This window comes from Trichococcus sp. ES5, assembly GCF_900067165.1.
Lineage (GTDB): Bacteria > Bacillota > Bacilli > Lactobacillales > Aerococcaceae > Trichococcus > Trichococcus flocculiformis.
On sequence record NZ_FJND01000018.1, the window covers coordinates 1 to 24,194 of the forward strand.

Genomic DNA, 24,194 nt, shown 5'->3' on the forward strand with positions numbered 1-24,194 from the left:
GGGATAAACGCTGAAAGCATCTAAGCGTGAAGCCCCCCTCAAGATGAGATTTCCCATCACTTTAAGTGAGTAAGACCCCTGAGAGATGATCAGGTAGATAGGTTGGGAGTGGAAGTACAGCGATGTATGGAGCGGACCAATACTAATCGGTCGAGGACTTAACCAATTTTTAAAAAGAAGAAAACTCAAGCGGTGTTTTCGGAATCCCTTTACTTTTGTAGATTCAGTTTTGAGAGAACAACGTTCTCTAATTAAAAATGTGCGGTGACGATGGCAAGAAGGTCACACCTGTTCCCATCTCGAACACAGAAGTTAAGCTTCTTAGCGCCGATTGTAGTGAAGGGTTTCCCTTTGTGAGACTAGGACGTTGCCGCGCATTTATATTTTGGAGGTTTAGCTCAGCTGGGAGAGCGTCTGCCTTACAAGCAGGATGTCGGCGGTTCGATCCCGTCAACCTCCATCCATGAGTTATTAGCTCAGTTGGTAGAGCATCTGACTTTTAATCAGAGGGTCGCAGGTTCGAGCCCTGCATAACTCATTCATCATTCTTGCGACAATGATAGAATAATTAAATATATTGAAACGCCGGCTTAGCTCAGTTGGTAGAGCATCTGATTTGTAATCAGAGGGTCGAGGGTTCAAGTCCTTTAGCCGGCATTCAAAAACGCGGAAGTAGTTCAGTGGTAGAACATCACCTTGCCAAGGTGGGGGTCGCGGGTTCGAACCCCGTCTTCCGCTTTTTTTTATTTTAATGAAGTTTATCATCATTCATGAAGCACCCATAGCTCAATTGGATAGAGTACTTGACTACGAATCAAGCGGTTACAGGTTCGACTCCTGTTGGGTGCATTTTTTACAAAATGATCACCGGGAAGTAGCTCAGCTTGGTAGAGCACTTGGTTTGGGACCAAGGGGTCGCAGGTTCGAATCCTGTCTTCCCGATAAATAAAAATAGACGCAGAAATCATTCCGATGATTTCTGCGTCTATTTTTGTATTAACCAACCCCTGTCAGCTTTTCAGATAGAAATATTGCCGTTTTTCACCTTTCAGTATATAATGAGTAACATTCTTCGGTAATCTTGTCGAAGATGTTAGTGAAATATGCTGTTATAAGGGGTCTGCAGAGCAGTACGGATGAGCTTCAAAGCTCTCTTGAATAATTTGCTGTAAAAGCCCTCGGATAGCTCTTTCCATTTGACAGTTATGTAGGAATAGCATAATATAAATATATAATAGTCAAAATTAGTCAGGGGAAGGGAGGCGTCCATTCCATGCATGGTCAGAATATGTCAGATATCATCGAAGCATACATCAAAAAAATTCTGAATGCAGAAGAGCAGATTGAAATCAGAAGGAATGAAATGGCGGATCGTTTCAATTGCGTACCTTCACAAATCAACTATGTCATCAATACCCGTTTTACGGAACAGCAAGGCTACGCGGTCGAAAGCAAACGCGGCGGGGGCGGTTATATACGCATCATGAAAGTGAAGATCCTCGATCAAGTAGAATTGTTGGATAAACTTATCGCTATAGTAGGCGAAAGCATCACCCAGAAAGATGCGTTTGCGGTAACCCAAAATCTATACAGTCGCGGGATCATCACGAAACGTGAAGGAAACCTGATGTTGTCGGTATTGGATAAGTCACTTGCCCCATACACAGGCGAACATGAAGAAAGAATACGAGCCTTGCTGTTGAGGAATTTCTTGAACAGTCTGCGCTTTGAATAGATAGCCCGTAGAGGAGGCGTTAAAAATGGATGAATTATTTACAGAAAAAGCCAGCCAAGTACTGTTGTTGGCAACAGAAGAAGCGCACAAATTTAAGCATCAATCCATCGGAACGGAACATATGCTTCTCGGATTAGTCCGGGAACAAGAAGGCATTGCCGGAAAAGTGTTGCGTGGCTACGATATTGATGAGGAAGGAGTCCGCGAAGAGATTGTTCATCTGACCGGTTTCGGTCAAATGAATGCGGAAGACTTCAATGCACCGTTGCCATTTTCTCCTCGGGCCAAAAAAGTCATTATGTATGCGACAAACGAAGCACACAAATTAGGAGTTCCCTTGGTAGGAACCGAACACCTTTTGTTGGGCTTATTGAAAGAAGAAATTCTTGCAGTCAAAATCATCAAAAATCTGCAGATCGATCCGAATTTGTTGCGTAAGTCTCTCTATGAGAAACTGGGCATCAAACAACCAACCAAACCGGATATGCGTTCAGCCAAAAAGACGGATAAAGTGGAAGAAGGAACGCCGACGTTGGATTCCTTGGCCCGCAATCTGACTGAATTGGCGCGTGAAAACCGGATGGATCCGATCGTTGGACGTGACAAGGAAGTCCGTCGTATCATGCAAATCGTTTCCCGCAGAACGAAGAATAATCCTGTTTTGGTAGGGGAACCAGGAGTCGGCAAGACCGCCATCGTGGAAGGTTTGGCACAGAAAATCGTAGCCGGCGATGTTCCGGACACATTGGCAAACAAGCGCATCATGATGTTGGATATGGGTTCGCTGGTAGCGGGTACGAAATACCGCGGTGAATTCGAGGAAAGAATGAAAAAAATTATTGATGAAATCTATAATGATGGCAATGTCATCCTCTTCATCGATGAGTTGCACACCTTGATCGGTGCAGGCGGAGCGGAAGGGGCGATCGATGCTTCCAACATCCTGAAACCGGCATTGGCAAGGGGCGAATTGCAGACGATCGGTGCCACCACCCTAGATGAGTACCAAAAATATATCGAAAAGGATGCGGCGCTGGAAAGACGTTTCGCACCTATCCATATCGATGAGCCTACACCTGAGGAATCGGTTGAAATCATGCGTGGCTTGCGTTCCCGTTATGAGGAGCACCATGGCGTGGAAATCACGGATGAGGCCTTGAAAGCAGCGGTCCAGCTATCGGTGCGCTACATCACTTCCAGACGATTGCCGGATAAAGCGATTGATCTGATTGATGAATCGGCCGCGAAAGTCCGTTTGGATGTCACACACGGGGATACACCGATCGGAAAACTGGAGATGGAAATTGCGAAGTTGTCGAAAGACAAAGAAGAAGCGATCCTGAACCAGGATTTTGATAAAGCTGCCCGCATCCGCAAACGTGAAATGACGAAGAAGCAGAAATTCCAAAAAATGGTGGAACAACAAGCCCAAACAATCACGCACTACGACCTGAAAGTAACCGAAAATGATGTAGCTGAAGTCGTGGCTTTGTGGACCGGGATTCCTGTCAACCAGATGGAGCAGAAGGAAAGCGATCGTTTGATGAGGCTGGAAAAAGTGTTGCATGAACGCGTCATTGGGCAATCCGAGGCGGTCAGTGCGGTGGCTCGCGCCATCAGACGCGCACGTTCCGGTTTGAAGGATCCAAACCGTCCAATCGGTTCCTTCCTGTTCCTGGGCCCTACTGGAGTCGGCAAAACAGAGCTTGCGAAAACGTTGGCGGAAGCAATGTTCGGGACAGAAGACTCCTTGGTTCGTTTGGATATGTCCGAATACATGGAAAAATACAGCACAAGTCGTCTGATCGGCTCCCCACCCGGCTATGTCGGCTATGATGAAGGCGGTCAATTGACAGAGAAAATCCGTCAAAAACCGTACTCGGTCATTCTTCTCGATGAGGTGGAAAAAGCCCACCCGGACGTCTTCAACATCCTCCTGCAAGTGCTCGATGACGGTCATCTGACTGATTCAAAAGGTCGGAAAGTTGATTTCCGCAATACGATCTTGATTATGACCTCCAATTTAGGGGCAACAGCTTTACGTGATGAGAAGTCAGTCGGATTCGCGGCGAAGAACCTCAAGCATGACTATAAGGCGATGGAGAAACGTATCCGTGAAGAATTGAAGAACAGTTTCCGTCCGGAGTTCCTGAACCGTATCGACGAAACGATCGTCTTCCACTCATTGGAGAAGGACGAATTGCATGAAATCGTTAAATTGATGGCGAACAGCATCGTGAAACGTCTGAAGGATCTCGATATCCATGTGCGCATCACGCCTGCAGCCATCGATGTCATCGCAAAAGCTGGATTCGATCCGGAATATGGTGCACGTCCGATCAGACGCGCGATCCAAAAAGAGATCGAAGATAAGTTGAGTGAAGAAATGCTGAGCGGCTTGATCAAATTCGGCGACACCGTTACGATCGGCGCCCAAAAAGGCACGATCCGGATTGCCGTGAAGCCTGCTAAGCAGGAAAACAAAGACAAAAAAATTCCCGTAAATTCCTAAAAGTGGCGTGTCCACATTTGGCAGGCAGGGTTATTGTTCGGCTATCGCTACCGTTTGTGCTAAAATACAGGTACAGAAGTTAGAGGAGGGAACAAACAAGATGAAGAATTCTAAAAAAGCATTGTTGATCGGTTTGGGTGCTACAGCAGCGATTGCGGCAATTGCAGCAGCTTTGGCATATGAGGAAGAAGCAGTGGACAAAATCGGCTCCTACTTGAACCGTCAGCGCATGAAAAATTTTGTGAAGGACCATCTCAAGGGCAGCCAAAAGTTTTTGAAGGCAATCGAGGATTTGACGGATGATGAAATCGATGGATTCTTGCGCGTTGTCGACAGAGCAGGCGATTGGAAAGAGTCAGCAATGGACCTATTCTCTGATTTTAAGGACAAGGCCGGCGATGTAAAAGACAGCGTAGGCGATAAGTTGCATAGATAAGAATGTTGAAGCAAGGATTGTCTCATCTGCAGACAATCCTTTTTTTTGTGCGGTATTCTGACAGATGTCCGATAAATAGGAAGAATCGGACGACCGGAGCCACGGTATCCTAGTCGCTTCTCCATGGAGATCTAATCGACATTTTTCCGGCAAGTAACGTGCTTTAAAAAGGAAAAACGGCTGTCCCGATGTGGGATAGCCGTTTTTTAGTTGTTGGGTATCCCCGCGACCGCAGTAATGGCGAGATATGCCAAGGCCAGGTCATCCATGTTCTTCAAGGACAAGCCGGTCGCATCGAAAAAGCGATCAATCCGATACTGAAGCGTATTGCGGTGTAGGTAAAGGTCAGCAGCCGCTTTCGACAGGTTTCCTTGGTTCCGCCACATGGCTGTGATCAGTTCGTCAGTGCTGTCGCTGGATCCGATCGTGGTCTGCAAGGCTTGCAGTACTGGGTTTTGGCTTCCTGATTCCGAGATGAAGTAAGGGAGCGCGATTGCGGCAAGCGTTGTGATCTTGTTGCCTTTAGCGATTGTTCGGCTGGCCGCAAAGATTTTCCTCTCCTCTTCGAAAAGGAGCGGCAAGCGGGCATCGACAGACCACCTTTGGCCGAGGTAAAGGGTTGTGCGCAGGCTGAAGTCGTCATCCAGAATATCGAGCACCGCCGCCAGTTCGCCATCGATGCAGTAAGGCTCCGGGCTGTCGAGGATGAATACGCCGCTTTTGCTATTCAAAAAGAAGCAATCGCGGACAAGTGGCAATGTCTGGCTGAAAGCATCGAGCCACAGTGCTTGATCGAAAGAACCCGCATCCTCTTCCCGATAGGAAAGGCTGAACTGGAGCACTTGGGTCTGCGCTAGTCCAGAGGGTATGTCGGTTTTATGGCCCAACAAAAACTGTGCCCAAGGATTTTGCGGAATTTCGGATGTCTGGTCCTCGTTGAGCAGCAATTGCTTCAAAAGTGCTTTTTCGCGGCCATTCAGCGTGTGTTCTGGGATATGTACCCAACGGCTCTGGAAAGGCAGGGTGAAGTAAGCTGGCCCGAGACTAGGCGCAGTTGTGATTTTTGCTTCCGGGAATAATTGTTGGAGTTCGTTTTGATTCAAACCGTCACCTCATTTTTCGGGATAGCCTGTCGTTTGCAAGGCCTTTTTATCTATTTTAGCACTATTATCGCTTATTTGCGCGAAAAAAATAGGAAACTGGCCATCGTCAGACAATGAGGGATTTTCAATGTAAAGATAATGTCTAATTATTTTCTTTTAAGGTAAAATGGAGATTGGAATCAAAGAGACAAGGAGGCTACACAAAAAGATGTTCAGTTTACTTTTGGCAATCATTTATCTTGCTTTTATCAGTTTAGGCTTGCCTGATGCATTGTTGGGTTCCGCTTGGCCGACGATGTACAGGGAATTCGGTGTGCCGGTTTCTTATGCAGGTGGTATTTCAATGATCATCGCGGTGGGAACCATTGTGTCCAGCTTGCAAAGTGACCGCCTTACGCGCAGGTTCGGGACAGGCAAAGTAACTGCTGTGAGTGTCGCTTTGACCGCGACTGCTTTGTTTGGATTCTCGATGAGTCAGTCCTTTTGGTCGCTTTGTTTATGGGCCATTCCGTATGGGCTTGGTGCAGGCGGAGTGGATGCGTCACTGAATAATTATGTCGCTTTGCATTATTCCAGCCGGCACATGAGCTGGCTTCACTGTATGTGGGGAGTCGGTGCGTCGCTGGGACCGTATGTGTTGGCGTACGCTTTGAACGGTGGAAATCGTTGGAACATGGGCTACAATTATATCGCTCTTGTTCAAGTCGCCTTGACAGCCGTGCTCTTGTTCAGCTTGCCGCTTTGGGGAAAGAAGCGTGCGGATTTTTCTGAAAAGGAAGACAAGGAACAAGGAACGTATGGGAAGGCCCTCTCTTTGCAGCAGATCATCAGGATCCCTGGAGCGAAAGAGATCATGATCACTTTCTTCTGCTATTGTGCCTTGGAGCAGACGGCAGCGCTTTGGGCAAGCAGCTATCTTGTCCTACATAGAGGGTTATCCGTAGAAACGGCTGCTGGTTTTGCGAGTTTGTTCTTTATCGGAATTACCGTCGGGCGGGCAATCAGCGGGTTTTTGACCATGAAGTTCAATGACGCCGATATGATTCGTCTGGGGCAAGTGTTGATAGCGGCAGGTGTGTCTGCCTTGATGCTGCCATTCGGCGAAACGACTGCGTTGCTGGGTCTTGTGCTAGTCGGACTGGGTTGTGCGCCTATTTATCCGTGCATCATCCATTCCACCCCTGAATTGTTCGGTGCCGATCGCTCACAGGCAATCATCGGTGTGCAGATGGCAGCTGCTTATGTGGGGATTTTGGTGATGCCGCCCGTATTCGGCCTGATCGCCGACCATATCACTGTTTCTTTGTTCTCCCTCTATCTGGGCGTCATCTTATTTGTTATGATTATGATGCATGAGGCCTTATTGAAGAAAAAACAAGCAAGTGAAATGTCACTTACTGAGATTGAAGAAGCATAAGGGACGAGGTAGTGGAAGATGGATGAGTTGAAGGAACAGTATATGCGGGAAGCCATCAAGGAGGCGGAAAAGGCTGCGGCCATCGGGGAAGTGCCGATCGGAGCGGTGATCGTCTGGAAAGGTGAAATCATCGGGCGCGGGCACAATGAACGCGAAGTGACGAATGATGCGACGACTCATGCGGAAATGACGGCAATCAGAGAGGCCAATGCATTCAAGAAGAATTGGCGGCTCGAGGAAGCGGAGCTCTATGTGACCTTGGAGCCTTGCCCGATGTGCTGCGGCGCGATCCTGTTGTCGCGGATCAAGAAAGTCTATTATGGTGCATCCGACCTGAAAGGCGGGACGGCTGGTACGCTGATGAACCTGCTCCAGGATGAACGTTTTAACCATCAGAGCGAGGTCGAACGAGGTGTGCTGGAGGAAGAATGCCGGATGCTGCTGCAGGATTTTTTCCGGGCGCTGCGCAAAGAACGTAAGGAAAACAGCCGCAAGCATCTCCGCGAACACATGCAGGAAGAAAATAAAGGCTAGCTTTTTATTTTTGGCTATGGTATGATAAGAAATGCCAAAAGGCCTTATGGCAATGGCGATCTTATGAATTGAGTCAGATCCGGAAGGAAGCAGCTATAAGTAGGTATCGCCATGTGCTGTAAGTTAATATAACTTATATAAAGAAGCAGGAAAAACCGTTTTTTCGGTTCTCCTGCTTCTTTTTTGAATCGAATCATTTCGAAATTCCGTTCAATCTTCACCGCTCATAATGGAAGGGGAAAAAAGACTTTGGAAGAGAAAATAGTGGACAACAAAGAACTGGAACTCAAATATGTATCCGGCAAAGGTGCGTGGACCTATCATATTGAAGTCCCGGACACAAAACAAATCAGTGGACCTTGGGGAAGCATCAAAGTCAGAGGCACCATCGACGGCTATGACTTTGGAGTGATGAACCTGATGCCGCTGCGGGATAAAAATGCGATCATGTCCGTCAATGCCAAAATCCGTAAATCAATCGGTAAGGGTGGCGGGGACGCGGTAGTGGTGACGATGTGGCTATTGGATGCTGAGGAGCATATGTAAGTTGTCATTTCCTTTTGCGATAATTTTTGATCAGAGCGCGTATTGCCGGAAAGGCTATAGCGGCAATGACCATAGAAATCGCGAGGTCATCCGTCAGCAAGGTAAAGGCCAGCATGATTAAAGAAGCTGCGAAAAGGTCCAGGATACGTGTTTTAAGTATCCTGAACCTTTTCATTATCTGGTAATTTTCAGCCCTCGCTGACGATGATCAATATATTCCCTTCCTCCAATTCGGAGAAGTATCCTTGCATCTTGCGTTCTTGCTCTTCTTCCTGTTCCGGTGTCAGCTGCGGATAAGGATGCTGAGGGGATGGCTCGAAAATGGCTTCCTCATCGAAAGACGGGTAGCGCGGGGCGAGTTCCTTCCAATCGAAGTTCTCATCCTGTCCGGTTTCGGTGATGACTTCAATGCCGGTTTCTTTTGTCAGCCGCTCTTTTTTGTCCGAAGCGTTGGTGACCAACAGGAGATCGGTTTGTTTGTGCCCTTTTTCGAGGAGTGTTTTAATGGTTGCCTCCACAGCTTCAACGGTCGGGTAAGAACCTGCCACAAATTTTGGCATATCACATCAGTCCTTTCATTTTCTATGGGTTACAGAGCTGTTTGATGAGTCGATCAGGAAAACGTTACTCGTCCGCTTCTTTTGTGATGATGGCGATGCTGCCGCTCTCGATGGCGGCGATGCGGTCGGCAAGAAAGTCCGTACCTCCGGGGAAAGTCCCGGTCTTTTCCTGGAAATGTTCGTATTGCTTCAGGTTGAACAGATTGTTGACCTTTTCCAGCAACGAATGGCTGGAAAAAATCGCGCCGTCCGCGCCGCGAAGGTCCCAATTCTCCAAGATGGCTTCCTGGTAGGCATTGTTCGTCACCAATGTGATCTGCTCTTTCGTATAGCCTTTTTTATGCAGTTCCTCTACAGCACGTTTGCATTCCTCAATGGAATGGACGCTGGTCTGGATGATGTAAGTCATGACGATATCCCCCTTCTCAAGAGAAAAGAAAGCGTTCTCTTTCTTCTTGAGTATAAGCCTTCCTTTCAAAAAAGACAACAATCGTCCTGTGAGCAAGGTTCTGTATAATCAGTCCTGATTTTGTCTGAATACCGCCACTCGGGACCATTTTTCTTTGTGCAAAATGTGCACATTGCGGATGAGTTCGAGCGGAACCCATGCTTCGCCGATCAGGATCTCATCCTCGCCGCAATAGCCTTTAAAAAAGCCTTCAATGGACTCAGTTTGGCGCCCGAAGCGATCCTTTTGGTTCAGTTGGACCGAGAGACGGTGATTTTTTTTCAAGGCCTCCGCCAAGGTTTCATCGATTTCGGCAGGGCTCATCTGCGGGAGGATCGGGATGTCCTTCACGGCTTCCGCTTTTCCTGCAGAGATGGACTTCACAAGTTCATCCATCGCGTAGGCCGTTACCCATTTGATCATGCCGCGGTCATGGTAGTCGTTGTAGTCCTCAAACACCTTATCCGTCCGTTTTCTTGGTTCTTTCAGCATTTTCCTCACCTTCCTCCAATCCGGCCATGCCGCCCGCGTGTCCTCCTACCAATGAGCTACGCGCAATTGCACGGCCGCCTTCCAATAGGCTGACTGCCCGCACGAGTGAGCGGAATCCGTATTTTTTGCGGATCGAATCGACAATCAGATCCTTCTTTTGCTCGTTTACTTGTTCATCAGGCTCCTGAAACAGGTCCAGCTGCAGAAAATCCGTGTAGATCAGATTTCCGGCACCCACGCCGACGTTCCGGATCGACTGGTCTTTGTAATGCTGGTCAAAAATCATCAGGATATGTGTAACCAACTCACTGGATGCGTTGGTGGGCGGGATTTTCAGCTGCTGGTGGAAGCCGGTCCGGCCCAGCTGATCGATGTAGTTGATGCTGTAGCCGATGCTTAGACTCACAAGCTGGGTCTTGGCGCCGGATTTACGCAGACGTGTCGCCACCTGGTCGGCCATTTCGATCAAGACGATTTCGATTTCCGATCGGACCACGTAATCCTTGTTGAGCACCTGTGAATTGCCGATGGATTTCGAGCTGACTTTGACTTTTTCGCCCAGAAAGCTGCGGTCGATGCCCCAACTGTGGGCGTAAAGCTGCGCGCCCATGACGCCGAGCTGGCTCTTCAAGTAATAGTAATTGGTGTGCGCCAAGTCGTAGATCGAAAAGATGCCCAACCGATTGAGTCGCAGCTTGGTACGTTTGCCGATGCCCCAAAAATCGGTCATATCCGGGATTTTCCAAACGGTTTCGGGGATATCCGGATAACGCCATTCCGCAATCATATCCGGCTGATGCTTGGCGGCATTATCGAGCGCCAGTTTGGCCAAGAGCGGGTTATCGCCGATGCCGATCGTTGTGTAGATGCCGGTCGTCTGCAATACGTCCGCCTGGATGAGTTTGGCCATTTCGTAAGCCGAGCTTTTGCCGAAAAGTTTCTGGGCGCCGGTGATGTCGACGAAACTTTCGTCAACCGAATAGACATGGTGGTTGGCTTCATCCGCGTACTTCTTGTAAATGTTGTTGATTTCGGTATTTTTCTGCATATACAACCGCATCTGCGGCGCCGCAATCACCAGTCCCGGCGGATAGGGGAAGGGCAAGTCCCTGGCCCGGCTGATGTTCGAGATCCCGTAAGCCTTCTTGGCGGCCGGGGAGGAAGCCAAGATCAATCCGCTGCCGCGCTCTTTCGGGTCGGCTGAGGGATAGCTCATGACAACCAACTTTGTTTCGAGCGGATGCAGCCCGCGCCGCACGCATTCCACGCTCGCATAGAAGGATTTGCAGTCGATGCAAAGGATATCGCGACTGGGTTCCTTCGCATAATCAAAAATCAATTCCGTTTCATACATAAAAATCGTCTCCAATCTCTATGTCCCTATTATACGAACGTGTGTTTGTTTTTGTAAAGCGAACAAGAAAAGAAATTTTAGGGAATAACAAAAAATGGACTATGAAAAACCAGGGGAATTTCCCAATAAAGGAAGTTTACCTGGTTTCTTATTTCCTGCCAAAACGCAATAAGAGCTGGAGTAGCTTAAAGAGTTTTGTGCTTCTTCAATTGATTAAATGCGTGATTACATTCAATTTCATACACGTACATCGTTTTGACGTACTCGAATAAGTACGTTATAATAAAAGAAACGAAAAGGGGGAATAGCTGATGCCGATCGTAAACCCTAGTCAAGCCAGAAAAATCTTTTATCAATTATTGAAGGACGTTAATAAAACTAACGAACCCGTTTACATTTCGGGTAAAAATGATGACAGTGAAGCGGTTATAGTCAGTAAAAAAGACTGGGACGCTATTCAAGAAACCTTGTATCTTCAATCTTATGGCGTAACGGATATCATTCACCAGCGTGAACAAGAAAATGAATTTGTCGCACTGGAGGGTATCGATTGGGATACTCTATAAAATTAGCAAAATCAACTATGAAAGACCTTAAAAATTTAAAGTCTGCTCATTTAGATCAAAAATTTAAAGATATAATGGAAGTCTTAAAAGAGGACCCGTTTCAAAATCCTCCTCCGTATGAGAAGTTAATCGGAAATTTGAAAGATAAATATTCACGACGTTTAAATATCCAGCATCGGGTAGTGTACTCGGTTGATAATGACGCAAAAGAAGTCATCATATGGTCTGCTTGGACGCACTACGAAAGATAGAAACTTACTTATAAAAAATAAGTTTCTATCTTTTTTAGTATTGCTTAAGGAGTTTTTTTATTTCATCATTTTCCGTCAGAATACTACCGCCTCTCTAGGCGATAGCGTAGTTGTTTGATAAGAGGATCAGAGCGTTTGGATATACAGCATAAACAAATTCAACACATACGAAACATAAGCAAGACTGAACAGCGACATAAAAACAGTATCAATTATCTTTGCTGAAAGTGTCTTGCTGGAGTCCAGCCTGTGATCGTCAAGATGACCGAAAGAGCGTCGTAAAGCCCCTTGCTTTAGCTATGGGGATATAAGACGTGCACTTAGGTGTATTATGTGGGAATTCGCTGTATAATCAATATATGGAAAATAAAAAATATAAATCAAATCATAACATCACTTATTCTTGTACCTACCATGTTGTCTGGTGTCCAAAATATCGGCGAAAGGTCCTTGTCGGACCAGTAGCGGCACGCTTAAAGGAGCTCATTGTAGAAACGTGCACCGGTCTATCCGTCGAAATTCAGGAAATGGAGATCATGCCAGACCACCTTCACCTCCTATTGGAAATAGACCCGCAATTCGGGGTTCACAAAGCAGTCAAACGCATCAAGGGAGTTTCTTCCCGCGTGCTGAGACAGGAGTTTAAGGAACTGACGACGAAGCTACCCACTCTTTGGTCGAATAGCTATTTCGTTTCCACAGTGGGTGGGGCACCGCTTGAAATGATTCAGCAATACATCCAAAGCCAAAAGACCTCACAACGCCAGTAAATGCAAAGCAATCATCAAGAAAGGAGGAACACGTATGGCTAAAAGCAAAACAGCTTCATTCGTCGTAGAGCTGGGACTTGTTACACATCAAAATGAACAAGCAGTGCTGGATAAGCGTTTCAAAATTGCTGAAAAAATTTATAACAAGGTCTTGTACCATGCGCGGACGCAGCTAACAGAGTTGTATAAGAACCGTAGATACCGAGACGTGCTGGCAGAACGCCGCTTGTCCATCAAAGCAAACGACAAGAATCGTGTGACGGCGTGCAACAAGGAATTGCAAACGATCCAAAAGACCTTCGGTATGACGGAATACGCTTTGCATGCCTACATCGGACGGATGCGCGAGGCGTACAAGAAGCATATCGACAGCTTCACCGCACAAAAAATCGCTTCTACGGTCTGGACAAGTGTGTCCTCCCTTCTACATGGCAAAGGCAAAAAGGTACGTTTCAAAAAGTTCGGCCAGCTGGAATCGTTGGAGGGCAAGTCGAACGCTACGGGCATGCGCTTCAAAGGCGACCGTTTGGAGTGGAACGGGCTGGTTCTGCCCGTCACTATCCGTGCCAACGATTTATTTGTTCAGGAATCCCTTTCCTTGCACCGGGTGAAATACTGCCGCATCATACGCAAAGTGTTCAAGGGCGGCAATCAGTACTTCCTGCAACTTGTGTTGGAAGGCCTCCCGCCAGTGAAACGCAATAATAATACAGGTATGCCCCGCCGGCAACCCGCTCCGAATGCGGAAGTGGGCATTGACATCGGCACCTCTACGGTGGCGGTGGCAGGTGATGACGGCGTCATCTTGAAGGAATTGTTTCCAGAAGGAGCGTCCTATGACCATTCAATTCATCTTTTGCAACGAAAACTGGACCGGAGTCGCCGCGCAACCAACCCCGCCAACTTTAATGTCGACGGCACCGTCAAGCAGGGTGTCAAGTTGACTTGGGTACGGAGCAAGAACTACATGAAAATAATGTTTCGCTTGAAGGACCTCTACCGCCGTCGGGCGGTGGCATTAAAAGAAGCCCACAACAAAACCGCCAATGCCATCCTGGCACTGGGTAATCAGGTTTATGTGGAGGACATGGATTTCCGTGCATTGATGAAGCGGGCTAAAGAAACGACCGTCAACAAGAACGGGCGGTTCAACCGCAAGAAACGCTATGGCAAGTCCATCGGCTATCATGCGCCGGCCATGTTGATCGCCATCGTGAAGCAAAAAGCACCCCAAGAAGGGGGTGCGCTGTACGAGGTGGATACTTTTAAATTTCGTGCCAGCCAGTATAACCACGTAAACGATACGTATATCAAAAAGACACGTGATGAACGTACGACCTTTGTTGGCGGACAGCTTGTCCAACGGGATCTGTACAGTGCATTCCTCCTGAAAAACAGCCAACCGACACGCAACGAGACTGACCGCACAAAATGTAGCGCGACGTTTGATACCTTCATGGCGCACCACGACACCTGCATCCAGACGCTCTGCCAATCAACCGGACACCAGTCCTGCAATTTCGGACTGCGAGATTTTCAATTAGCTTAACAAATGTAAATAGCAACCAAAAGGTTCAGCTGTGAGCCTTCAACGCGAATGGTACCATCGGGCGCCTTGTTGAGAAAGTCTAAGGGCTTTTGGGAATAGAACGGAAATAGAAAAACGACATCTCCACTTTTTTGGAAATATCGCCAGTACGGTCCGTGACGTCCCAACAGCCCTTGGAACCCCCTGGATTTATCCATGGGGAGCAGTCAGGGAATTGAAACATTGGAAAACGAAGCGGAAGTGGTCAGTGGTGCAGGCATAAGAATCTATGATAGCAAGAAGAATCTGATTTACTCCCTTAATGTTGGAGAAAATCAGTATGGCGTCCTCGACACTAGGACATCGCCGCTTGAGGGGGAATTAATTGGTCCTGTGCTGAAAAGTGAGCAGATTGAGGTGGGAAAAACAAGTTACGTTGAATTTGTATACGAAAAAGATTCTCTCGAAGTCAGGGAGCAAGTAGAAGTAGTTCTCGGTAAAAATTAAGTTCTGCAATTTTCACCAAAGGAGAGGAATGGTGGCTAAAATGGATCGGATTGCGTTGATTAATGATTTCATCAGCTATATCGGGCTGATTCTTATAAGTTTGGTATGCAACACTTTTTTGAACTTTGATAACGGGAAAGAGAACGCTCTATCCTGTTTTTGATTTTGATTGTATCAGGAGTAATAATTTCCTACTTAGTGGCGTATGCAGTCAAACGTAAAATTCCGGAGTATAAATCAAAAAATAATAAATCAGTACTCTTCTATATGATTCTCATGTTGATAGTCAGATGGATTCCTGGAATTTGGCCGACTTCCATAGTTGAAGTAATCCTTTTTTTGACCTTTCTATTTCTTTTGGTTGTTGTCCGGAACGTTTATATCGAGAAGAAGGCAGAGCAGCAATAAAATATTTTATGGAGTCCTGTGCGCTGGAAGGGTACAGGACTCACAGAGGAGAACTGTATGCAAAACACAAAAATTTTGAAGATCACTTTTGGCGCAGTGGTGCTTATCCTGAGTGTGTATAGCTTGTGGACAAAAGATTTTACTTACCAGAACATCGCTTTATTCTTTTTGGGACTGCTCATGAGCGTACTCGGCGTTGAGGAATCGAAAAGGGACAAGGACCGGCGCTGGAATCTCTATGTTTTTACAGCGGTCGTCCTATTCGCAACGCTATTGCTCCAATATGTATGATGTTTTTTGGTTGATGCGAATGGATGCTGAATGAATACTGAATGCATCAGAGCAGCAACACCTATGCAAAGGAGAGGATTGACATCAAAAAGCTAAAAACTGGATGGGTTGCACTCGGAGTCCTGAGTTTATTGATAACGGGAGTCTATGTTTATGAATTTCCTTTGAAAAGCTATATCGCGCAACAAAATCTCTATGAGTTGCTGGAGGGAAAAGAAGGGATTGCGGAAGAAGATATTCAGATACAGAAAATTCGGAAAGATTACAAGAGTGCCCGAAGCGGCTATGTAATTTACTTTACTGTTAAGGAGAGCCCCTTAGATTATTGTTATGACTATTCTTTTAAAGTTGATGATTGGATAATGGGATACGTTTCTGAAGGGACGATTTATTCGACTGATAAAATTATTTTCAGAGAGGAGTAAGGGCCATGATTGAAGTTTTCGATGCTGGGTGGACGTTAGTAAGCGCACTAGCTCTTATCGCAATTCTAGGTTGGATCATCCGCTATTTCTTAAAAAAGAAATAGAGTATCATAAGCGGGTTCTTTCATCCAATAGGAACATACTGTTTGTCCCGAAAGAAGGTCAGAGCATGACTGCTCTGGCAGGAGAGATTCATGTAAAGGGATCTATGTAAAGTTATTGAGAGGTAATGTAAAGCATAAATTGCTTACCAAAACAGTATAATACAGCAAGTGCAACGTGGGAAATTCACTTGGGCTGTTAAAATCATTCGGGCGGGCTATGACAAGCTACCACTGTCAGTGAAGAAGTTCATTGCTGCATACATGGGGTTAGAAACGTTATTAAATTTTATAGAGAACGCCACTGGAACCATTCAAGATGCAGTATATCAAGCATGCAGAGATGTGGGGATGAGCCACAGTGTGGCTAATATTGTAACTGCAGCTATTATGACTTTGGTATTCTAATTATCCGGTAAAGAGATTTACCATAAAAACTTCTACAAATTCAGATACGCCTCCGAATTTGTAGAAGTTTTTATTTTCCGTGTCGATTTTTTTTGTGGGAGGTAAGTAAAGGTTTAAGAATTAAAATGAATCCATATACCGTAAACCCAATCCATTCTACAAAAAATAAAATCAGGAAAATGGCGTTTCCGGTCTTAGCAAAAAGATAATAGAATAGTAAAATATTCAGAGCAATAACCGCGTAGACCCATCCGCTATCAATTCTATTTTTCATCGAGTTCTTCATTCCCTCCTTTTTTGCTATTTCTCTTAACTATAAAGTAGCTTATCGGGATTACCGGACCCAAAGGTAGCAGCAAAATTCCCAAGCAGATGAGAGTTAAACAAAAAAGGAATTCGTCTTTCTTTTCATAGTCAAAAGCCCCCTTCTGGATATCTGAAATGGAGGTATCTATTTCCATAAGATGCTCATCATATTGCTGAATTCGATTTTGATTTCTCTCGATTTTTTGTCGCAGTTCCTCATTATCCTTGAGCAAGTCATCAATCGAAATACGATAAAGTTCAGATAAAGCAATTAAATTGTCTAAAGAGGGATAAGCCCGATCATTTTCCCAGCTTGATATGGATTGTCGGCTAACATGCAATTGCTCGGCAAGTTGCAATTGCGAAATACCGCGTTCTTGCCGCTGGATTTTTAAAATACTCCCTGTACTCATTGTAATCCTCTCTCGTTTCTTTTTATTGGTTCTTTGCCTATGTCCATAGTAATAAAGAAACCACTTAAATTGCTAGCAACTTCTGCTTTACATTGGAGAAATATTTTCCTTCTATATAAAAAATAAAATATTTGTTACAATAGTATCATAAAAAATGTTAATAAAAAAACGTATTTATACATAGCGAGAAAGAAGGTATATCATGATTACTAATAAATCCAATCTTTTCGCTTACGTATTCGCGTGCACAGCGCTAATTGGAGCAGTCCAATACCCAAACGTCCCTTTGTTCTGGTGGTTCGTGATCGGGCTTGGCAGTGCTTTATTGTTTGTCTACAGCAGAAAAGCGACTGAGAAAAAATTGGTTTCTCTGATTATAGATGTTTTCAACTTGGTCGTGCTGGCCATACTCGTTAATATCCTGCCTTCTCATATAGGCTTGCTCCTGAATGCAATAGTTCTGCTGGTCCTGTTTTTGCTGCTTTTTGCCAAAAGTAAGATTGAGAGCAGCATAGAAACACGGAATACTCAAAATCAAGGATGATACAAGAGGAGATGAACTATTATGTCAGCCACTAATCAACCCGCAGGCTTTTTGATTTATGGTATTTTTTTGCTGGTCATAGTCGGTCTGCTCTTTTTTCTTTATAAAAAAGTCAAAGCAACACAAAATGTGCAGCAAGCACGGCTGGTTTTGGTAGCTTTGATCGGAGCCATCATCATAACGACACTATTCTGGATCCCGATATTTTTCATAGTAGTGAATTGATTCAAGGGGTACTTGCGAAAGGGGATAAAAATGAAGCTTTTCTTGAAAGGATTGGTCAGGGGAACTCTTCCCTTTGCTGTTATGCTGTCAATGTATGCATGGAATAATTTTCAGGGAAGAGCAGCCGATGCAAAGGTTTTTCTTTTTTATGGATTCATGGCCTTGTTCTTGGGACTGGCAAGCATCATATACGAGTTAAAACAGTGGAGCTTCCGCAAGCAGATTATGGTTCATTACTTGACGATGCTGGTTACGGTTTTTCCATTGCTGTTACTGAGTGGCTATCATAAGACCGGCTCTTTTGGAGCTATTTTCCATGTGTTTCTGCTGTTCAACAAGGTTGGTGTTATTCTTTTTGTAACCACTGCCCTTATTGCCAGAGTACGCAATAGCCTTATGAATTTGAAGCAAACGGATCTCTAAAACGGGACCGTTGTATTTAAGAGAAAGCAGGTGCAGGAATGAGTACGCGAGATAATCAGAAAAAGTACGACGACAAAAGCAACGTGGACAGTTCCATCTATTCCAGAGTCAATATCGGTCAGGGTGCAAACAATAAGTTTGATGGCCCGAACCTCACGCATTCGGGAGGGAGCATGAACAATCCCGATGAGCAGGTGCACCCTAGGAACAGCTCCTTGACTACGGTTATCTATTACGTGGTTGGCAGTGTCATTTCCGCCGCGATAATATTCGCAGGCATGCAGATTTTTCACGATTACTTCTATGGCGAGGGACTCAATAAGTTACTCCCTTCGCTGCTGCTATTACTCGGCTCGTTGGCGATCGGATTTTTCAGTGCAAAATGGATTGTTAAAAAATTTTTGCCATCCAAAAAGAGATAGCTTTATTTGGTATCGCTGAAGAAATATCCCTTCCGTTTGTGATAGAATCTAACTGGAATGATAATCAAAAATGCTGTAAGAAGTGAGGATACAAAATGATTGCAAAGACGGAAGAGGATTTTAACGGATTAAAAGAAATTGGCGGCATTTGCGGAGCAATCCGGGATGAAATGGTGAAAGCCACAAAACCCGGCATCACCACTAAAGAGCTTGATGATATCGCGAAGGAGCTTTTTGAAAAAGCAGGAGCGCAATCGGCACCAAAAGGGGAATACGATTTCCCTGGATATACGTGCATCAGCGTGAATGAAGAAGTGGCGCACGGGATTCCGAGCGATCGGATCATTGAGGAAGGGGACCTTGTGAATATCGATGTTTCGGGCTCCAAAAACGGGTATTTTGCGGACACCGGCATTTCCTTTGTAGTTGGGCAGGGCGATGTCGTTCTGCAGAAAATATGTGATGTTGCCAAAGAAGCATTCGACGCGGGACTTGTGAAAGTAAAGCCGGGCGCAAAAACAAGCAATCTCGGAAAAACGGTGCATAACGTGGCGAAACGCCATGGCTTGACGGTCATCAAAAACCTGACCGGACACGGTGTCGGACGCGCAATCCACGAAGCACCGGATCATATCTTCAATTACTACTCGCGCTGGGATGACGAAATTCTGAAAGAGGGCATGGTCATCGCCTTCGAGCCCTTCATTTCAACATTCGAAGAGGAAGTTTTCCAAGTTGAAGATGACGACTGGACCTTCTTTACAGAAGAAAGCATGGTCGCCCAATACGAACATACGATTATTGTCACAAAAGAAGGGCCGATCGTTACGACGCTTTAAGAGCTTTGAAACTCCAATAGGCGCGTTCGCGGGACAATGACAAATACTTGCATCAGAAAAAGCACAGATTAATTTCTGTGCTTTTTGGCACGACATGCATAATGCAAAAAAGGGTGATAGAGAATATTGAAGACTGGTAAAAGCGACTTTTATTTAAAACACAGCTTGTTTGCTTTACTTATCGGTTAAACAAACAAGGTGTGAAACATCTTGTTTTACCAGGGGGTTAACCACACGGTTAATACCTTGAAAGCGCTTGACATATCGTTTTTGTTGGTGTATCTTTCTTGTAAAGAGATGTAATAACATTTCTTTGAAAGTTGAATCGCGATTTGGTTTACCAATAAGTTAAACAAGGAGGGGCTAGATGGAAATGGAAGGCAGTTTACATCCGCGTCCGCAAATGACTCGGAAAGATTGGATGCTTTTAGATGGTAACTGGAAGTTTAGGTTTGATAGTGAAGATGTAGGTCTGAGTGAAAAGTGGTATAAGGATTTGAAAGATACGGCAACAATTAGAGTACCTTTTACCTATGAAACTAAGTTAAGTGGTGTTAACCAAGAAGTTTTTGAATCGGTTGTTTGGTATCAAAAAGAAATTGATTTAAGCGAAGGAACTAACTATTTACTTCATTTTGAAGGAGCTGACTATTACACTCAAGTATGGCTTAATGGTGAAAAAGTTGGTGAACACAGCGGTGGCTACACACGCTTTAGTTTTCATTTACAGGGGCATCAACAAAAGAACACATTGGTTGTTCGAATAGAAGACTCAATGTTATGTTCACAACCGCGAGGGAAACAAAGGTGGTTGAAGGATAATTTTGGGTGTTGGTATGTTCAAACAACTGGTATTTGGAAATCTGTTTGGCTAGAAGAAGTTTCAAATAATCACATCACCCATATTAAATTAACTCCAGAAGTTGGTCAACAACGATTAGCTTGTGAGGTTCAATTGAATAAATATGATCGACATAAAAGCTACCAATTAACAGCAATGATTTCATTTGAAGGTAAAAAAATCAGTCAATCAACGCACTATCTAGGACAAGAGCTGAGTTTGTTAAACCTCTCGGTGATGGATCCAGAAAACTCAGGATGGGGCTTACAATTATGGTCACCAACAACCCCAAATCTTTATGATCTCTCTTTAGAACTGTCGATTAACGAAGAACTTGTTGATCGTGTGGATAGTTATTTTGGAATGCGTTCAATCACAATTGAAGGATCAAACGTATTGTTAAACGGTCATGGTTTATACCAACGATTAATCTTAGATCAAGGGTACTGGGCAGAATCAGGATTAACTCCACCATCATTTGAAGCTTTAGAAATTGATGTTAAACGAATTAAAGAAATGGGCTATAACGGTGTCAGAAAACATCAAAAGACAGAAGATGAACGCTTTTTGTATTTGTGTGATAAACATGGATTGTTAGTATGGTCCGAAATGGCTGCGACATATGAATTCAATGATATGGCCATTGAGATGTTTACGGAAGAATGGTTAAAGATTGTTAAACAAAACTATAATCATCCTTCAATTATTACGTGGGTACCCTTTAATGAGTCTTGGGGAATCACGGACATCTACAATGATGAGAAACAACAAAAATTTACTGAAAGCATTTATTATTTAACAAAAGCCATTGATTCAACACGACCAGTTATTACGAACGATGGGTGGGTTCATACGATTTCAGATATTATTACGCTCCATGATTACGAAGAAGTTTTGGAATTGTTTAAACAGCGTTATCAAGATAAAGAAAAGATTATGGCTAATCAACTGATGTTTAACAAAGAATTTTATACTTTTGCCAAAAATTATCATTATAAAGGGCAACCTATCATCATATCAGAATTCGGAGGTATTGCTTTTAATAGTAAAGAAGGTTGGGGATATGGTAATAAAGTAACTAGCAAAGAGGAATTTATGCGACGTTTTGATGCGATTCATCAAGAAATTCAGAATCTTGATTATGTTTCAGGTTATTGTTATACCCAACTGACTGATGTTGAACAGGAAGTGAATGGTTTGTTGACACCCGACCGAAGTGCCAAAGTTGAATTAGCAGAAGTTGCAAGAATTAATCTAAGAAGATTGTATTAAAAAAACTCATCCTTGCATTGAGCAAGGATGAGCGGTGCTTGTTGGATTAATTTGGTAAATTGTAAAATGAAATGCATAAGGAAATAAACGAAAAAATCATGTAGATACGATATACTTGTTAGCGACCAAACCAAAAGTATAAGGGGTATCTACATGACTAATAATAATTGTATCATAGAAAACCGCACCTTCACACACCTTACTGATATTCAACGGGGAAAGCTGGAACAGATGGCTAAAATCGGCACCTATAAACAAGCGGAGATGGCGCGTGAATTAGGAGTCAGCCAATCGACTGTTTCTCGTGAATTGAAACGCGGCAGAACGCGCCAACTTGACTATCAACACAATTATTACGAGCAGTATATTGCCGCCTCAGGCGCTCGGGTTTACAAAGAAAATCGTGAGAACTCGCATGCGCGGAATCATCATAAATATTCTGAAGCTTTCCTTGCTGCCTTACCTGAAAATCTAGCACCCATGAAGGGGTTACGGATTCATAGTGTGGATACTTTTGTACACTCTTACAGAAAATCGCACCCTGACGAACGCGTACCATGCACGAAAACAGTTTACGCCTTGATCAATGCTGCCGTACTCCCAATCCGTAATATCGATTTACCTATGAAGACCCGGATGCGGCCACGCAAGAAAAACGTTTCGGAACCGAAAGGTCATAACGCTAAGCACTTAGGTCGCAGTATCGAAGAACGCGATCCAGAAATACTCTCTAGAGAAGATTTTGGGCATTGGGAAGTCGATTTAGTATTAGGCAAGAAAATAAAAAATGAGCCTGTCATCATCACTATGGTTGAACGGAAAACCCGCTACTGTCTAACGAAGAAAGTTTGGGGAAAAGGTGCCACAGTGGTTCAAAAAGGTGTTCTTGATTTGATGAGAAAACAGGGACTGGAACAGTTTAAGACCCTAACAACTGATAACGGATCTGAGTTTTCAAGTCTGTCGCTTATCGAAGGCATTACTGAAGATGTTCAGGTTTTCTTTACTCATGCGTATGCTTCTTGGGAGAAAGGAACGAACGAGAGGCACAACCGCATGCTCCGAGAATTTATCCCAAAGGGAGTCACTCTGCGTCCATTGTCTTATGTACATTTACTCGCAGTAACTAATGCGATCAACGACAGACCGAGAAAAATAATGGGCTATGCAACACCTGCAGAACGCCTGCAGGAAGAGTTAGCTAAGTTACAAGCAGCTTAAGGTATTTTGTTGGTTTTATAGGATAAGAGAACAGCTTAGCTGAGTCAAGAGCCGCTTCGCTCCTTCTCTTGACTCAGCCAACCTATTCTCTTGGGTCAGAACCACCAACAACTCACCTGAAAAATGGTGAGGGACGAAATACACACTGCCGACAAAGGCTTCAAACCATTGGTAATACTGGATTATTGAGTAATTCGCTGTCTATAAAGGTTTTTAAAATTTTTTATGCATTTGATATTGCAATTAAGCGTTGGATTAATTTGCTTAATTGTCCACATAATAAAGGTTGACTTTAATATCTTGGTCATGATTTCCAAATCCTTTACCAAAGAGGGTCAATCCACCCACATTTTGAGATTGTTGTTCAACAGCAAACTTCAAGGTAATAAACGGACTGCGATCTAACTTTAGATCATTAATAGTAATTTTTGAGAAAGGTTCACCATCCATTCCAGAATCTAAAGAATTGATTCGGAGGTGTTTCAACAAGCCGTACTGGCTAAAGTGGCTGTTCCACCAGGTCGGTGTATAACGCCCTCTAGTATCTGAAAAATTTCCTGGAACAGTGTAAACCCCAATTTTAATATCGTTAACATAGATGCTGATATCGCTAGGCCAAACATTGTTGGAGAGCGGAAACTCTGAAGAAACTTCGAAGCTAATTTCTAGCATCTCTGCATGTTGTTTCTCCTGTAATAGATTTGGAATTTTATACTCAACAAAACCTTTAGAAAACCACAAAAGGGAGGCGTTTACACGATCGCTTTCCATAAAATATTTAGGATCGTCTGGTTTACCTACAATCGAGGTTGTCGTTGCTAGCCCGCATGTAGGACTAACATCGAAATTGGTGAAGTGACCCAATTTTAGGTTGGTAGCATGGAGGTTGAAAGCATAATAGATTTTTTCTGGGAAGGTAATATGAATGTCGTCAATACCTAAAAAGACTAATTTTTGAATGCCGGATTTTCCAGGAATTTTTTCAGACTTTATAATGTTTGCTGCTTCCATTTTTTGAACGTGACGAGTGATGATAGCATTACTGAGGCCAAGCGCAGTCGCAATTTCTGAGATATTTCTTTTTTCTTTACCGAGAAACTGAATAATATTGAGGCGGGTTTCACTTGATAATGCTTCGTAAACGGCTAAAGAGTTTTTGCTGATATCTAATTCCATAATGGCCTCCTAAGAGTAGTTTCATAAATTGAAACAATTGATGTAGTTATTATAACATTAACTAAGAGGTTAAGGTAAGTGGTTGGTTAATAAATATATTGAAAATATTACCAGGAAATA

Annotated in this window: 27 protein-coding genes, 6 tRNA genes, 2 rRNA genes and 1 other RNA gene; 29 read left to right on the top strand and 7 right to left on the bottom strand. The window is 44.2% G+C overall.

Going from position 1 to position 24,194, the window contains the following annotated elements:
• The 11 genes from TES5_RS11780 to TES5_RS11830 all read left to right on the top strand — a co-directional run.
• Nucleotides 1-166 (top strand): 23S ribosomal RNA (locus tag TES5_RS11780); the annotation flags it as partial.
• Nucleotides 167-260: 94 nt separating this feature from the next.
• Nucleotides 261-376, top strand: a 5S ribosomal RNA gene (gene rrf / locus TES5_RS11785).
• An 11-nt stretch (nt 377-387) separates the two neighbouring features.
• Nucleotides 388-460, top strand: a tRNA-Val gene (locus TES5_RS11790).
• A 5-nt stretch (nt 461-465) separates the two neighbouring features.
• Nucleotides 466-538 (top strand) — tRNA-Lys (locus TES5_RS11795).
• A gap of 46 nt (nt 539-584) precedes the next feature.
• Nucleotides 585-657 (top strand) — tRNA-Thr (locus TES5_RS11800).
• A gap of 9 nt (nt 658-666) precedes the next feature.
• A tRNA-Gly gene (locus TES5_RS11805) sits at nt 667-738 on the top strand.
• A 37-nt stretch (nt 739-775) separates the two neighbouring features.
• Nucleotides 776-849: transfer RNA gene (locus TES5_RS11810), tRNA-Arg, on the top strand.
• A 19-nt stretch (nt 850-868) separates the two neighbouring features.
• Nucleotides 869-942, top strand: a tRNA-Pro gene (locus TES5_RS11815).
• Nucleotides 943-1,273: 331 nt separating this feature from the next.
• Nucleotides 1,274-1,735 (top strand): CtsR family transcriptional regulator, encoded by a 462-nt coding sequence (locus tag TES5_RS11820; RefSeq protein ID WP_068562197.1) that lies wholly within the window; start codon nt 1,274-1,276, stop codon nt 1,733-1,735.
• 25 nt (nt 1,736-1,760) lie between these two features.
• Nucleotides 1,761-4,247: an ATP-dependent Clp protease ATP-binding subunit gene (locus TES5_RS11825; protein ID WP_068562198.1), complete on the top strand. Its 2,487-nt coding sequence runs from the start codon at nt 1,761-1,763 to the stop codon at nt 4,245-4,247.
• 100 nt (nt 4,248-4,347) lie between these two features.
• The gene (locus TES5_RS11830; RefSeq protein ID WP_068562199.1) at nt 4,348-4,683 is read left to right on the top strand and encodes a hypothetical protein; all 336 of its coding nucleotides are present in this window, start codon (nt 4,348-4,350) and stop codon (nt 4,681-4,683) included.
• A gap of 206 nt (nt 4,684-4,889) precedes the next feature.
• Here the strand turns inward: TES5_RS11830 and TES5_RS11835 are convergent, their stop codons facing one another.
• The gene (locus tag TES5_RS11835) at nt 4,890-5,786 is read right to left on the bottom strand and encodes a PucR family transcriptional regulator (RefSeq protein ID WP_068562200.1); all 897 of its coding nucleotides are present in this window, start codon (nt 5,784-5,786) and stop codon (nt 4,890-4,892) included.
• Between the two features lie 208 nt (nt 5,787-5,994).
• On the opposite strand from TES5_RS11835, the gene TES5_RS11840 reads away from it, so the two are divergent.
• The 4 genes from TES5_RS11840 (at nt 5,995) to TES5_RS11855 (ending at nt 8,283) form a co-directional block, all read left to right on the top strand.
• Nucleotides 5,995-7,203, top strand: coding sequence for an MFS transporter (locus TES5_RS11840; RefSeq protein WP_068562201.1), 1,209 nt, complete (start codon nt 5,995-5,997; stop codon nt 7,201-7,203).
• Between the two features lie 18 nt (nt 7,204-7,221).
• Nucleotides 7,222-7,737 carry a tRNA adenosine(34) deaminase TadA gene (gene tadA, locus TES5_RS11845; RefSeq protein WP_068562202.1) on the top strand — a complete coding sequence of 172 codons (516 nt, stop codon included), beginning with the start codon at nt 7,222-7,224 and terminating at the stop codon, nt 7,735-7,737.
• A gap of 40 nt (nt 7,738-7,777) precedes the next feature.
• Nucleotides 7,778-7,866, top strand: an RNA gene (ffs, locus tag TES5_RS11850) — signal recognition particle sRNA small type.
• A gap of 120 nt (nt 7,867-7,986) precedes the next feature.
• Nucleotides 7,987-8,283, top strand: a complete 297-nt coding sequence (locus TES5_RS11855; RefSeq protein WP_068562203.1) for a DUF1905 domain-containing protein — start codon at nt 7,987-7,989, stop codon at nt 8,281-8,283.
• A gap of 188 nt (nt 8,284-8,471) precedes the next feature.
• Here the strand turns inward: TES5_RS11855 and TES5_RS11860 are convergent, their stop codons facing one another.
• The 4 genes from TES5_RS11860 to TES5_RS11875 form a co-directional block, all read right to left on the bottom strand.
• A complete protein-coding gene (locus tag TES5_RS11860; RefSeq protein ID WP_068562204.1) occupies nt 8,472-8,843 on the bottom strand; it encodes a general stress protein in 372 nt (123 codons plus the stop codon).
• Nucleotides 8,844-8,907: 64 nt separating this feature from the next.
• Entirely contained in the window at nt 8,908-9,252 is a 345-nt protein-coding gene (locus TES5_RS11865) for a general stress protein (protein WP_068562205.1), read from the bottom strand.
• Between the two features lie 108 nt (nt 9,253-9,360).
• Nucleotides 9,361-9,783 carry a hypothetical protein gene (locus tag TES5_RS11870; protein WP_068562206.1) on the bottom strand — a complete coding sequence of 141 codons (423 nt, stop codon included), beginning with the start codon at nt 9,781-9,783 and terminating at the stop codon, nt 9,361-9,363.
• Complete coding sequence (locus TES5_RS11875; RefSeq protein WP_068562207.1) at nt 9,752-11,137, bottom strand: Y-family DNA polymerase; 1,386 nt, start codon at nt 11,135-11,137, stop codon at nt 9,752-9,754. Before TES5_RS11875 ends, TES5_RS11870 begins: the two co-directional genes overlap by 32 nt.
• A 311-nt stretch (nt 11,138-11,448) precedes the next feature.
• On the opposite strand from TES5_RS11875, the gene TES5_RS11880 reads away from it, so the two are divergent.
• The 7 genes from TES5_RS11880 (at nt 11,449) to TES5_RS11915 (ending at nt 15,883) form a co-directional block, all read left to right on the top strand.
• Nucleotides 11,449-11,703 (top strand): type II toxin-antitoxin system Phd/YefM family antitoxin, encoded by a 255-nt coding sequence (locus tag TES5_RS11880; RefSeq protein WP_068562208.1) that lies wholly within the window; start codon nt 11,449-11,451, stop codon nt 11,701-11,703.
• Nucleotides 11,688-11,954 carry a Txe/YoeB family addiction module toxin gene (locus tag TES5_RS11885; protein WP_068562209.1) on the top strand — a complete coding sequence of 89 codons (267 nt, stop codon included), beginning with the start codon at nt 11,688-11,690 and terminating at the stop codon, nt 11,952-11,954. The genes TES5_RS11880 and TES5_RS11885 overlap by 16 nt, the downstream gene beginning before the upstream one ends.
• Nucleotides 11,955-12,313: 359 nt before the next feature.
• A complete protein-coding gene (gene tnpA, locus TES5_RS11890) occupies nt 12,314-12,724 on the top strand; it encodes an IS200/IS605 family transposase (protein ID WP_068562254.1) in 411 nt (136 codons plus the stop codon).
• A gap of 34 nt (nt 12,725-12,758) precedes the next feature.
• Nucleotides 12,759-14,273, top strand: coding sequence for a hypothetical protein (locus TES5_RS11895; RefSeq protein ID WP_068562210.1), 1,515 nt, complete (start codon nt 12,759-12,761; stop codon nt 14,271-14,273).
• A gap of 222 nt (nt 14,274-14,495) precedes the next feature.
• Nucleotides 14,496-14,759 carry a hypothetical protein gene (locus tag TES5_RS11900; RefSeq protein ID WP_157080411.1) on the top strand — a complete coding sequence of 88 codons (264 nt, stop codon included), beginning with the start codon at nt 14,496-14,498 and terminating at the stop codon, nt 14,757-14,759.
• A gap of 465 nt (nt 14,760-15,224) precedes the next feature.
• On the top strand, nt 15,225-15,458 hold the full coding sequence (locus tag TES5_RS11910) for a hypothetical protein (protein WP_068562213.1): 234 nt from the start codon (nt 15,225-15,227) through the stop codon (nt 15,456-15,458).
• 41 nt (nt 15,459-15,499) lie between these two features.
• Nucleotides 15,500-15,883, top strand: a complete 384-nt coding sequence (locus tag TES5_RS11915; protein WP_068562214.1) for a DUF3139 domain-containing protein — start codon at nt 15,500-15,502, stop codon at nt 15,881-15,883.
• Nucleotides 15,884-16,655: 772 nt separating this feature from the next.
• On the opposite strand, the gene TES5_RS11925 is transcribed toward TES5_RS11915, so the two are convergent.
• Entirely contained in the window at nt 16,656-17,111 is a 456-nt protein-coding gene (locus TES5_RS11925) for a helix-turn-helix domain-containing protein (RefSeq protein ID WP_068562216.1), read from the bottom strand.
• Between the two features lie 202 nt (nt 17,112-17,313).
• Between TES5_RS11925 and TES5_RS11930 the strand changes: the two genes are divergently transcribed.
• From TES5_RS11930 to TES5_RS11960, 7 genes are all read left to right on the top strand, one after another.
• Entirely contained in the window at nt 17,314-17,655 is a 342-nt protein-coding gene (locus TES5_RS11930; RefSeq protein ID WP_068562217.1) for a hypothetical protein, read from the top strand.
• Nucleotides 17,656-17,676: 21 nt separating this feature from the next.
• Nucleotides 17,677-17,880, top strand: a complete 204-nt coding sequence (locus TES5_RS11935) for a hypothetical protein (protein ID WP_068562218.1) — start codon at nt 17,677-17,679, stop codon at nt 17,878-17,880.
• Nucleotides 17,881-17,910: 30 nt separating this feature from the next.
• Nucleotides 17,911-18,303 carry a DUF3021 family protein gene (locus TES5_RS11940; RefSeq protein WP_072763795.1) on the top strand — a complete coding sequence of 131 codons (393 nt, stop codon included), beginning with the start codon at nt 17,911-17,913 and terminating at the stop codon, nt 18,301-18,303.
• Nucleotides 18,304-18,341: 38 nt separating this feature from the next.
• Nucleotides 18,342-18,725 (top strand): hypothetical protein, encoded by a 384-nt coding sequence (locus tag TES5_RS11945; RefSeq protein WP_068562219.1) that lies wholly within the window; start codon nt 18,342-18,344, stop codon nt 18,723-18,725.
• A 95-nt stretch (nt 18,726-18,820) separates the two neighbouring features.
• Entirely contained in the window at nt 18,821-19,564 is a 744-nt protein-coding gene (gene map / locus TES5_RS11950) for a type I methionyl aminopeptidase (RefSeq protein ID WP_068562220.1), read from the top strand.
• A gap of 367 nt (nt 19,565-19,931) precedes the next feature.
• Nucleotides 19,932-21,677 carry a glycoside hydrolase family 2 protein gene (locus tag TES5_RS11955; protein WP_068562221.1) on the top strand — a complete coding sequence of 582 codons (1,746 nt, stop codon included), beginning with the start codon at nt 19,932-19,934 and terminating at the stop codon, nt 21,675-21,677.
• A gap of 153 nt (nt 21,678-21,830) precedes the next feature.
• Nucleotides 21,831-22,898, top strand: coding sequence for an IS30 family transposase (locus tag TES5_RS11960; protein WP_068562222.1), 1,068 nt, complete (start codon nt 21,831-21,833; stop codon nt 22,896-22,898).
• A gap of 264 nt (nt 22,899-23,162) precedes the next feature.
• Here TES5_RS11960 and TES5_RS11965 read toward each other — a convergent pair whose 3' ends face one another.
• On the bottom strand, nt 23,163-24,074 hold the full coding sequence (locus tag TES5_RS11965) for an ArsR/SmtB family transcription factor (protein ID WP_068562223.1): 912 nt from the start codon (nt 24,072-24,074) through the stop codon (nt 23,163-23,165).
• Nucleotides 24,075-24,194: the final 120 nt, after the last annotated feature.

Coding starts and splice junctions, on each gene's coding strand:
- TES5_RS11820 (WP_068562197.1), top strand. CDS start 1,274: ATGCATGGTCAGAATATGTCAGATATCATCGAAGCATACATCAAAAAA.
- TES5_RS11825 (WP_068562198.1), top strand. CDS start 1,761: ATGGATGAATTATTTACAGAAAAAGCCAGCCAAGTACTGTTGTTGGCA.
- TES5_RS11830 (WP_068562199.1), top strand. CDS start 4,348: ATGAAGAATTCTAAAAAAGCATTGTTGATCGGTTTGGGTGCTACAGCA.
- TES5_RS11840 (WP_068562201.1), top strand. CDS start 5,995: ATGTTCAGTTTACTTTTGGCAATCATTTATCTTGCTTTTATCAGTTTA.
- tadA (WP_068562202.1), top strand. CDS start 7,222: ATGGATGAGTTGAAGGAACAGTATATGCGGGAAGCCATCAAGGAGGCG.
- TES5_RS11860 (WP_068562204.1), bottom strand. CDS start 8,843: ATGCCAAAATTTGTGGCAGGTTCTTACCCGACCGTTGAAGCTGTGGAG.
- TES5_RS11865 (WP_068562205.1), bottom strand. CDS start 9,252: ATGACTTACATCATCCAGACCAGCGTCCATTCCATTGAGGAATGCAAA.
- TES5_RS11870 (WP_068562206.1), bottom strand. CDS start 9,783: ATGCTGAAAGAACCAAGAAAACGGACGGATAAGGTGTTTGAGGACTAC.
- TES5_RS11875 (WP_068562207.1), bottom strand. CDS start 11,137: ATGTATGAAACGGAATTGATTTTTGATTATGCGAAGGAACCCAGTCGC.
- TES5_RS11880 (WP_068562208.1), top strand. CDS start 11,449: ATGCCGATCGTAAACCCTAGTCAAGCCAGAAAAATCTTTTATCAATTA.
- tnpA (WP_068562254.1), top strand. CDS start 12,314: ATGGAAAATAAAAAATATAAATCAAATCATAACATCACTTATTCTTGT.
- TES5_RS11895 (WP_068562210.1), top strand. CDS start 12,759: ATGGCTAAAAGCAAAACAGCTTCATTCGTCGTAGAGCTGGGACTTGTT.
- TES5_RS11910 (WP_068562213.1), top strand. CDS start 15,225: ATGCAAAACACAAAAATTTTGAAGATCACTTTTGGCGCAGTGGTGCTT.
- TES5_RS11915 (WP_068562214.1), top strand. CDS start 15,500: ATGCATCAGAGCAGCAACACCTATGCAAAGGAGAGGATTGACATCAAA.
- TES5_RS11925 (WP_068562216.1), bottom strand. CDS start 17,111: ATGAGTACAGGGAGTATTTTAAAAATCCAGCGGCAAGAACGCGGTATT.
- TES5_RS11930 (WP_068562217.1), top strand. CDS start 17,314: ATGATTACTAATAAATCCAATCTTTTCGCTTACGTATTCGCGTGCACA.
- TES5_RS11935 (WP_068562218.1), top strand. CDS start 17,677: ATGTCAGCCACTAATCAACCCGCAGGCTTTTTGATTTATGGTATTTTT.
- TES5_RS11940 (WP_072763795.1), top strand. CDS start 17,911: ATGAAGCTTTTCTTGAAAGGATTGGTCAGGGGAACTCTTCCCTTTGCT.
- TES5_RS11945 (WP_068562219.1), top strand. CDS start 18,342: ATGAGTACGCGAGATAATCAGAAAAAGTACGACGACAAAAGCAACGTG.
- map (WP_068562220.1), top strand. CDS start 18,821: ATGATTGCAAAGACGGAAGAGGATTTTAACGGATTAAAAGAAATTGGC.
- TES5_RS11955 (WP_068562221.1), top strand. CDS start 19,932: ATGGAAATGGAAGGCAGTTTACATCCGCGTCCGCAAATGACTCGGAAA.
- TES5_RS11960 (WP_068562222.1), top strand. CDS start 21,831: ATGACTAATAATAATTGTATCATAGAAAACCGCACCTTCACACACCTT.
- TES5_RS11965 (WP_068562223.1), bottom strand. CDS start 24,074: ATGGAATTAGATATCAGCAAAAACTCTTTAGCCGTTTACGAAGCATTA.